This window comes from Rhodovulum viride (assembly GCF_003265965.1).
Classification (GTDB): domain Bacteria; phylum Pseudomonadota; class Alphaproteobacteria; order Rhodobacterales; family Rhodobacteraceae; genus Rhodovulum; species Rhodovulum kholense.
On the sequence record NZ_MUAV01000048.1, the window covers coordinates 1 to 8,881 of the forward strand.

Below are 8,881 nucleotides of genomic sequence, written 5' to 3' on the forward strand. Positions count from 1 at the left end.
AAGATTAGCCGAAAACTCCAGCTTCAAACGGTCCAGTTTTCAGGGAACAGAGCACTACCGGAGAAACGTCGGTTGGCAGGAAGAAATTGACATCTTTATCTGACATCACATTCTCTCACAGCCGGGCCTTTGCGCAACAAAGCCTTCAGTTACGCCAATCGAACCCCGCACAGTACGTGTCCAGCTTTTTGGTGAGTTTGGTGACCTCCTGTGAAGGCAGGAAGGAGCCGACGATGCTGTTGCGCGCGAGCGTGACGATCTCGTCAACCGAAAGGTTGAGTGCTGCCTGACACTGCAGAAGATTCTCGTTCACATAGGCGCCGAAATAAGGTGGATCGTCGGAATTAACAGTCACCTGAAGGCCGGCATCGAGCAACCTCCGAAGGGGATGATCTTCTAGCGAGGACACCACGTTGAGTTTCAGGTTTGAGACCGGGCAGACAGTTAGCGCGATCTGTTTTTCGACCAGTTCCGCGACGAGTTCGGGGTCTGAAAGGCAGGAGTTTCCGTGATCTATCCGGTCGACCTTCAGCAGCTCGACCGCCTGACGCACGTAGTCAGCCGGTCCTTCCTCGCCCGCATGGATGCAGGTGCGAAAGCCGCGCTCGCGACACGTTCGGAAGTAGTTGACAAACTTTGAGGGAGGATTGGGAATTTCTGCGCCGCCCATCCCAATACCAAGAATTCGGTCCTGCCAACGCATTATTGCATCAAGCATTTCCAAGGCGTCCGCCTCGGATCTGTGACGGTGCGTGCTGATGATTACTCCAGCGCTGATGCCAAACGCTTTTTCTGCATCCCGGATCGCCCCCAGCACGCCATCCATGAGTTCCACCAAGGGCGTGCCGTTCTCAGTGAAGCTTTGCGGACCGATGAACAGTTCGGCTCGCACCACGTTTTCTTCGTGTGCCTTTGCGAGATAGTCGTAGGTCACGTCATAGAAATCCTGTTCCCGCACCAACACTTTGCAGCCTTCGAAATAGAGAGTCAGAAAGGACTGAAGATCATTGAACTCGTAGGCGGCGCGCAGCTCCTCCGGAGAATCCCAGCGGAGCTGGATCCCGTTGCGTTCCGCCAGTTTGAACATCATGTCGGGCTCGATGCATCCCTCGATATGCATATGCAATTCGGCCTTCGGGATACCCCGGATGAAGCCCTGAATATTATTCATATTGGTTTCTTCGTTCTTCATTGCGCGATTGAGAGGTCGGTTAACCCCTGCGGCTGCCCGTCCGCCAGTCGGTGTTGCAGCCGGATGGCGGTTGGAAGGGGAACGCCCAGACGCCGCTCCGCCTCTTCGATCTTCTGATCGGAAGCGGGCGGGTTGAAGCCGGGAGCCTTCTTTCCGTCCTACGCCTCGATCCAGTCGGTGATGGTGCGGAAATTCTCGTCCAGCGTCATGTCAGATGCTCCATCGGGGTGTCTGGTCACCGTTCGCCCGACCTTGGGCCATCGTCAAGAACGAGACGGCAAACACAGAGTCTGCTTCCTATGCCTAAAGCGGAAGAAGGTCGAGATGCTCTTCGCGCACCTCAAGCGGATCCTTGGTCTGACACGGCTGCGGCTCCGCGGACCAAATGGCGCCAAAGACGGATTCCTGCTCACCGCCATCGCCCAGAACCTACGAAAACTTGCGAAACTACCCGAGCTGGACGGCTCTTGGAGTGAGTTGGCTGGTCGGGTTCGACTTCGGGATTAAAGACATCGTGCCCTGCCCGGCGCACTGACGCAAAGTGATATCGTGAGGCACAGTCAATTGGACTGTGGCCTGCGGGAACTAACTAACGCGCCATGCTTGCTGCGGCAAATCCAGCAACCCGTCTCTCAGCCACCGTGCCGCCGCGCCCAATGCTTGTTGCTCGGTCCAGACCACGTCGATGCCTTCAAGAATATCGCTCTGTTGAAATGCATATTTCAGGCGTTTTACGGTGCCTCTTTCGATGGACCCCGCCACGGTTGAGAACGGCAGCTCCGCCCAGCCCAAGCCCTGTTCAACCAGCCTCCGGATCGTACTCGGGGTTTCTGCATACCAAGTGGAGGGGCTCTTGCGAACGCCAGACTGCCCTGTTGGCGGGAGGGCCCGGCTGCGCTGCACGAGTTGTCGGAAGCTTCGCAAATTATGATGACCGACCTGAGCCATTGAACCGCCCCGGGTTTGCCGGAGGCTCTAACTCTTGAGTAGACTGGAGCCATCATGAGCAAGACAACGAACAAGTTCTTCCCTGAGGTCCGCGAGCGCGCAGTGCGCATGGTCCTCGACAATCCAGGTCAGCATGGATCGCGCTGGCAGGCGATCGCCTCGGTGACCGCGAAGATCGGTTGTTCAGCGAACACGTTGAACAGCTGGGTCAAGAAGGCCGAAGTGGACAATGGGCAGCGCGCCGGCATCCCGAGCGACATGGCCGAGAAGATGAAGTCGCTCGAGCGGGAGAACCGGGAACTGCGCCAGGCGAATGAGATCCTCCGCAAGGCATCAGCATATTTTGCCATGGCGGAGCTCGACCGCCGGTCGAAGTAATGGTGTCGTTCATCGATGCTCATCGTGCGGAGCACGGGGTCGAGCCGATCTGCAAGGTGCTGCCGATCGCCCCTTCCACCTACCACGATCACTTGGCGAAGCGGGCAGAACCTGCCCGACGGTCGGCGCGTGCCAAGCGGGACGCGGCTCTTCGCCCCGAGATCCACCGCGTCTTCGACGAGAACTGGCAGGTCTACGGTGTCCGCAAGGTCTGGCGGCAACTCGGGCGCGAGGGGATCACTGTCGCCCGCTGCACCGTGGCCAGGCTGATGAAGGATATGGGCCTTCAGGGCATCATTCGCGGCAAGCCACATCGCACGACGGTGCCGGACAAGAAGGCGCCATGTCCGCTCGACAAGGTGAACCGGCAGTTCCGCGTCTCCGCGCCGAACAGGCTCTGGGTCAGCGACTTTACTTACGTGGCCACTTGGAAAGGGTTCGCTTACGTCGCCTTCGTCATCGATGCTTACGCCAGACGAATTGTAGGCTGGAGGGTGAGCACCTCGGCCCACGCGGGCTTTGTTCTCGATGCGCTGGAGCAGGCCGTCCACGCGCGTCGGCCGGCGAAGGGCATGGGACTGGTCCACCACTCTGATCGCGGGTCCCAATACCTGTCCATCAAGTATTCCGAGCGCCTCGGTGAGGCCGGCATCGAGCCATCTGTCGGGAGCGTCGGTGACAGCTATGACAATGCTTTGGCTGAGACGATCAATGGGCTGTTCAAGGCGGAGGTCATTCACCGCCGCGGCCCTTGGCGCAGTTTTGAGGCCGTCGAATACGCGACGCTCGAATGGGTAGACTGGTTCAATACCCGCCGCCTGCTCGAGCCCATCGGAAACATTCCACCCGCTGAAGCCGAAGAAGAATACTACGCAGCTCTGGAAGCCGATGCCGTCGCCGCGTAACTAACGAAAATCAGCCTCCGGCAAACCCGGGGCGGTTCATTGCGCACTTCGGCTGCGGAGAAGCTATTATCCGTTACGAGCAGCGCATCGTCCGCAAATTGCTTCGTGGTCTGCTTCCTGATCAGCGCGAACTCACGGTCGAAACCATTTCGTTCGACCAGCCCATCCGGCTTGACGGCAATCGCGATCCTTTTGCCGTCGTCCAACGTGGCCAGGAAATCGAAGGTGTGGGGCTTCAGCTTCCCATCTTGGTTTCTATAGGTGATCTGAGGCGGCTGATCCCAGACGTCGACGACCGCGTGCTGGGAGAGCAGCACCAGGAGGCACTTTCGCTCAAGGTGGCTCTCAAAGATCAGCTGCCGCCAGGCGGCCTGGGCACGCAGTTTCGCGACCAGAAACCCTCGTGCGCTCGCCCGCGATCGGGCGGGGAACATCCGGGGCGCGCGCGTCCGCTCGGGCGGGACGTACGGCCCCCCGAAATCTTCGTCATACATAGGCAGTTGCTCCCGGCACCGCAGGCACACCTGCCGGTACAACGGGGTCCTCTTTCATGGAGACATGGAGCCCCGGCCCGCAGAAGTCTCTGCACGCTTGACCGGGGCCGAAGTTTGGGTCATGAATGAGATGTATCCGGCTTCAACTTGATACACCTGAAGGGCCTCGGGAGCTGCAACTCCGAGGCCTTTTGCCTTTCTAGGTCATGGTCGCGTCCCCCTCTCTGCTGGCAGGGAACAGATCTTCCGGTGCCTTGCCCACGGCCAGAGCCAGGGCTGTTTCAATGCGTTGGGACCGGCACATCCGCTTGCCGACCAAGGTCATCGCGGAGTCGCTGACCCCGAGCTCACGCGAAATCTGCGCCAGTGATGTCCCCCGGATCCTGAGTTCCGCCTTCAGACGCTCATGAGCGTCCAGATCTGCCTTTGTCGGGGTGCGCATCGGGTCGATCTCCAGGTTCTGAGAAAGCAAAAGGAGCTGGATTCATACTTCAGCTAAGGAACTCCATCCGAAGCAGTCAATCGCGCAAGCTATTGCCGAAAAATAAAAATATAACCGGACCGTTTGGTCCGTACGGACCGATCGGTCCTCTGCCCTTGTTTTCTTGACCGCTGACACATGTTCCGAGCTAAGGTTCCTGAGAAACCTTGAAAGCGCAGCCACTGGATCACCGGATTTGGTCACTCCGCAGGAAGACAACGAATCGATTGTTCAGCGGGTTGGTGCCGCAAACCTGCTGGCGCTTCGGGCGTCCACCGGACTGAGCCAGGCACAGTTCGCTGCAGCCATTGGTCTGTCGGAGCGCGCCCTGCGCCGCTATGAACGTGGAGAACGCGAGCTGCCTCAGGCGACAAGGCTGGCCGTCATCGAACGCTTCAAGTTCGACCTGCTCGCAACCGACCGGCTCGCCACTGAGGTGGGCGCGGCAAAGGTGATGCTCTCGCCGATGCCAACGGCGGCCATCCGTGAGCCAAGGGACTTCTGGGCTTCTCTGAGGCAGGAACAGAAGGTCTTCCGGGAAAAGAACTATACGCGGCTCGGGCAAATCATCCTGACATGGCGCGACCACGCCTATTTCACCGCAACCACGTACTTCGCTATGAAGCATCTCTCCTTGGCGCTCGACATCCCCTTCGGCATCGAAGTCCACGGCATCGACTGGATGTTTCTCGCCTCTGCTGCGACGATCCTGCTGCTCATTTCTTCTGTCGTGGCGGAGATGCCGGTTTTCAAGGTGGCGCGCCACCTTCTGCGGGTGGGGAAAAAGTTACTTTGATGCACGCGGAACCCTGATCGCCCCTTCGCGCCCCCTGACGCTCACCCCATTTCGCCAGCTGGCAACGAAAGCAGCCCACTCCATGCCCCCTTCACCTCGATGATCCGCATGTGCGTAGCCGCGCCGTGCGACTCAAGCCTCGCTTTTTTGAGGGGGCTCCATATATTGAAAGGTATCCCTGCCATGGTGGACACGAAATGATCAGAGCCGCCGCCAAGACCGAAGACCAGAGGCCTCACCCGCCTATCTCCCGGTTTCGGGCCAATGCAAATCACGTCGGCCTCGGCTCTATTCTCGTGCCTTTTCTTGCTGCTGCTGGGCTCATCGCGGTCACCGCCGCCGTTGTCACGGTTTTCACCTAGCAGGTGAGCGGCCCCAAACGGCCCTTGCTTCGCGCTGCCGAGCAGGCCGGTGGACTGAAACCCCGCATGAAAGCTTGACCGTCAAGTGAGTTGCGCGCCCAGGCATCTCTCCTGACGTAACGGAAGATCGATCTGCTCTCGCTGCGCCAAACGGAATGGCCTGCGCTGAGAACGGACTTCCCCTCAGCCGTCAACCCGCCTCGGACACATCGATGAGACCATTACCGTCCTCGGCCCTTGTCCATCAGGCCAAAAGCGACAAATTGCCAAATGATTGTACAGTTTCGAAGAACCCGACCGCTTCCAGAACGCGCTCGCTGCCGATAGCAGACGTTCTGGCTACGCACGACGGATGACCACAGACAGCCCCATAGCGGTCCTCCGCGGCTCGCCGCAGCATGACGCTAAGCACCGACACGAAGGGCGGGGATCCAGCTCGGGGGGCGCAGGTGACGAACGGAAAACAAAGGTCGCCCGAGTCCACCTGTCGCGCTCTCCAAGCGGCGAGTGTAGCAGGGCTTGGCCGTTTTGCGCACGGGCTTCTGATCCATACGGGTTCGGCGCAATCGACCACGCCGTTCAGGGCAATCGGAATGGGTGTGCCAACCCCGCCTACTGGCCCCAGTCGCCGCGCATGATGTCGGGCGCGGTGGGCAGCAGGCCGAGCGCGTTGAGCCGCAATTCCACGTTCTGCGCCCGCCGGATCGCCTCGGCGGAATAGTCGGGATGGCGCTCTCCGACCTGCCAGAGCCGCGACAGGGTGACGATCAGCGTGCCGCCGTTCATCGGCCGCACGATCTCGGCCTCGGGCAGCTCGGCGGGCGCGATAGCGAAGGGAAGCCAGCCCATCCAGCGGATGCCCAGGCGCGCGCGGTCGAGCGGGTGGTGATGGACAAGGTAGCCGCCCGGGCCGAAGGCAAGATGCTGCGGCCGCTGCCAGCGCGTCACCGCGTCGACCAGGGTGATCAGATGATCGAGCTGGAGGCCGTAATGCGGATGCGGGCGCTTGATTTGCCCGTTCAGTCGCGTGCCGGTGGCGCCCCAGCTGTAGTCGAAGCCGTAGTAGACCTTTTCCGAGCCCAGGGCCTTCGTCCCATTGTCGATGGTCGAGACCGAGCCTTCCTCGTCAGCCCAGCCGGCGGCATCGGACACGCTCTTGCTCTCTTGGATATAGGCCTCTTCCTGCGCCCAGAGCGCGATGTCCTTGAAGCACCATCCTAGGTCGAAGCAGGGGATCTTCTCGAGCCTGTGCAGGAGCTTGAAGAAATCCCGCGCGCCATCCTCATAGGCAGCATATTCGGCGCCGTATCTATGCGGCGTCAGCTCCGCGCTGAGTAGCAGATCATAGGTAAGATCCATCAGCTGCCTCCGAAGGGTCGAACTTGCATGTCGTGATACCACCCCGTGACGCGCTGCAAAAGCAGGGCCCCGACATAGAGCCGGGTCGTCATGTTCGAGAACACCCAGGTGAGTTCGACCTTGCCGTAATGCTGGCTTACCAGCATGTGCTGGCGCCGCGCCTCGCGGATCATCGGTTCGAACACGGTCTGGGCGACACCTGCGCGCACCGCCCAATCGGCCAGTTCCGGGCCGCCATCGGCGCTCCAGTCGCGCTGCACGAGGAAATTGTCATAGCCGTGCTTGGCCTCCCAGAGGTGACATTCGGCGGGCGAGAGCCCGTCGAAATTGACCCCGCCCCAGGCCCATTCCTCGATCATGTTGCTCTCGGGGACATAGGCGTGCCAGGGGCAGATGAAATGCTGGTAGGCATAGCCGCGCTGCGCTCCCGCCTTGACCTGGCCGAAATAGCGCATGTAGGGGCCGCCTTCCTTGCGCGGCGAGCAGAGCGGGCAGTTCTCGGTGCAGCTGTCTTCGCGGGTGCGCGCGTCGGCCTCGGTCTGGGTTCCGGTGCGCGTGCTGCTCTGGTCGGGGCTGATCGTGGCAGGCGCGGGCGCCGTGCCGGGGGCGCCGCCGCTGCCCGGTGCGGGCACCGGCACCGGCGGTGCAGGCACATCGTCGCCCCAGCAGATCTGCTTGCCCGTGACGATGACCGACCCATCGGGCCCGACATGCACATCGTCGATCGAAACCGGAATGCAGAACCCCATTACCACCAAACCTCCGCTTCGCGCCCGTATTGGCGCAGGCTGATCCGGATCAGCTGGAACAGGTCGCCGGCCTTCGCCTCGGGACTGCCTGAGGCATCGCGGAAATGCGCCACGACCTGCGGGTCGCGATGCCAACCCGGCGCGATCAGCGCATCGACCATAACAAAACGCGCGACCAACCGGTCGTCGCGCAGACCGAAGCCGCGCGCCGCCTCGCGCGAGAGACGGACGATTTCGGCCAGTTCTGGATCGCTGACATGGCGCACCGGGTCGGGCCGGAACGCACGGATGTCGCGCGCAAAGCGCAGGTCGGAATCGCGCTGTTGCTGAGCATTGAGGGCGCCGATCACATTGGCAGACAGGGTAAAGGCCATCAGCTGCGCGCTCCGTTCAGGGGGGGGCCGGTTCGGGCGCGGCGAGCCCGATCTGCAGCGCCGCCGGGTCCGAGGTCTGCTACGTACTCACCTGATTTTACGCCGACTTCCCGATCCGTGGGGACCATTTGGGGCCGGATGGAGCATCCATTGTGCAACCACCGTAGCACTCCGCCGGCCTCGGTCTTGCCCAATGGAATGGGCGCTGTTGCGCAAATCAGCTGACGACCGCAGTTCCCCTTTCCCCGGACACACTTATCCCATGGCCACGGTGAGCGGGATGCCGAGCGCCGTGAAGCGGTTGAGGACCGCCGCCCGGATCTGGACTTCGGCAACCTGGCGGTCGAAGTCCCGTGACATCAGCCTCTGGCCGAGCAGTTTCACGCAGTTCATTTTCGTTTCGACCCTGCTCCGGCGGTGGGACCCGCTCCAGTTCCGCCAGAGTGCCCGGCCGAGGGGCTTCGATGCTCGCAGGATCTCGTTTCGTGCGCGGGCTCCGGCGCTGTCCCGCTTCCATGGCCTGGCGTTGCGGCGCGGCGGAATGATTTCGGCCGCGCCGCGGTCGGCGATGGCGTCGTGGCAGGCGCGCGTGTCGTAGGCGCCGTCGGCAGTGACCGTGGCGATTTGCCGATCCAGGCCGATCTGCTTCAGGAGCTCAGGCAGCATCGGCGCGTCGCCTGCATTGCCGGAGGTGACCTCGACGGCCCGGATCTCCAGCGTTTCCTCGTCTATGCCGATGTGGATCTTGCGCCAGACACGGCGCTTCGAGGCGCCGTGTTTGCGTCTGAGCCACTCGCCTTCGCCTTCCACCTTGATGCCGGTGCTATCCACGAGCAGGTGCAG

At 61.4% G+C, this 8,881-nt stretch carries 10 protein-coding genes, 1 pseudogene and 1 other annotated feature; of the genes and pseudogenes, 3 read left to right on the forward strand and 8 right to left on the reverse strand.

The window, feature by feature from the left end; all coding sequences use genetic code 11:
* Positions 1–145: 145 nt before the first annotated feature.
* Positions 146–1,192, reverse strand: coding sequence for an adenosine deaminase (locus tag BYZ73_RS20165; protein WP_220086866.1), 1,047 nt, complete (start codon positions 1,190–1,192; stop codon positions 146–148).
* Positions 1,193–1,498: 306 nt separating this feature from the next.
* Between BYZ73_RS20165 and BYZ73_RS20170 the strand changes: the two are divergent.
* A pseudogene (locus BYZ73_RS20170) lies at positions 1,499–1,699 on the forward strand (transposase); the annotation flags it as partial.
* 78 nt (positions 1,700–1,777) lie between these two features.
* On the opposite strand, the gene BYZ73_RS20175 reads toward BYZ73_RS20170, so the two are convergent.
* A complete protein-coding gene (locus tag BYZ73_RS20175) occupies positions 1,778–2,140 on the reverse strand; it encodes a LysR substrate-binding domain-containing protein (RefSeq protein WP_112317435.1) in 363 nt (120 codons plus the stop codon).
* 54 nt (positions 2,141–2,194) lie between these two features.
* Between BYZ73_RS20175 and BYZ73_RS20180 the strand changes: the two genes are divergently transcribed.
* Positions 2,195–3,423, forward strand: a protein-coding gene (locus tag BYZ73_RS20180; protein ID WP_112317436.1) for an IS3 family transposase whose coding sequence is annotated in 2 segments (ribosomal slippage) — positions 2,195–2,483 and positions 2,483–3,423 — 1,230 coding nt in all. Because the reading frame shifts where the segments join, the coding sequence is not laid out codon by codon here.
* Positions 2,476–2,592 (forward strand) — a sequence feature (AL1L pseudoknot). (Overlaps the previous gene by 117 nt.)
* Here BYZ73_RS20180 and BYZ73_RS20185 read toward each other — a convergent pair.
* A complete protein-coding gene (locus tag BYZ73_RS20185; protein ID WP_146746365.1) occupies positions 3,387–3,917 on the reverse strand; it encodes a TnsA endonuclease N-terminal domain-containing protein in 531 nt (176 codons plus the stop codon). The two genes, BYZ73_RS20180 and BYZ73_RS20185, sit on opposite strands and share 37 nt — an antisense overlap.
* 199 nt (positions 3,918–4,116) lie before the next feature.
* Positions 4,117–4,359, reverse strand: a complete 243-nt coding sequence (locus tag BYZ73_RS20190) for a helix-turn-helix domain-containing protein (protein ID WP_112317441.1) — start codon at positions 4,357–4,359, stop codon at positions 4,117–4,119.
* Between the two features lie 235 nt (positions 4,360–4,594).
* On the opposite strand from BYZ73_RS20190, the gene BYZ73_RS20195 reads away from it, so the two are divergent.
* A complete protein-coding gene (locus BYZ73_RS20195; protein ID WP_181498135.1) occupies positions 4,595–5,194 on the forward strand; it encodes a helix-turn-helix domain-containing protein in 600 nt (199 codons plus the stop codon).
* Between the two features lie 974 nt (positions 5,195–6,168).
* Here the strand turns inward: BYZ73_RS20195 and BYZ73_RS20200 are convergent.
* The 4 genes from BYZ73_RS20200 to BYZ73_RS20215 all read right to left on the reverse strand — a co-directional run.
* The gene (locus BYZ73_RS20200) at positions 6,169–6,915 is read right to left on the reverse strand and encodes an Imm52 family immunity protein (protein WP_112317439.1); all 747 of its coding nucleotides are present in this window, start codon (positions 6,913–6,915) and stop codon (positions 6,169–6,171) included.
* Positions 6,915–7,664 (reverse strand): Tox-REase-5 domain-containing protein, encoded by a 750-nt coding sequence (locus BYZ73_RS20205; RefSeq protein WP_112317440.1) that lies wholly within the window; start codon positions 7,662–7,664, stop codon positions 6,915–6,917. Before BYZ73_RS20205 ends, BYZ73_RS20200 begins: the two co-directional genes overlap by 1 nt.
* A complete protein-coding gene (locus BYZ73_RS20210) occupies positions 7,664–8,038 on the reverse strand; it encodes a hypothetical protein (RefSeq protein ID WP_108028873.1) in 375 nt (124 codons plus the stop codon). Before BYZ73_RS20210 ends, BYZ73_RS20205 begins: the two co-directional genes overlap by 1 nt.
* A 255-nt stretch (positions 8,039–8,293) precedes the next feature.
* Positions 8,294–8,881: IS5 family transposase (locus BYZ73_RS20215; protein WP_112317442.1), on the reverse strand; the 588-nt coding region annotated here is incomplete at its 5' end.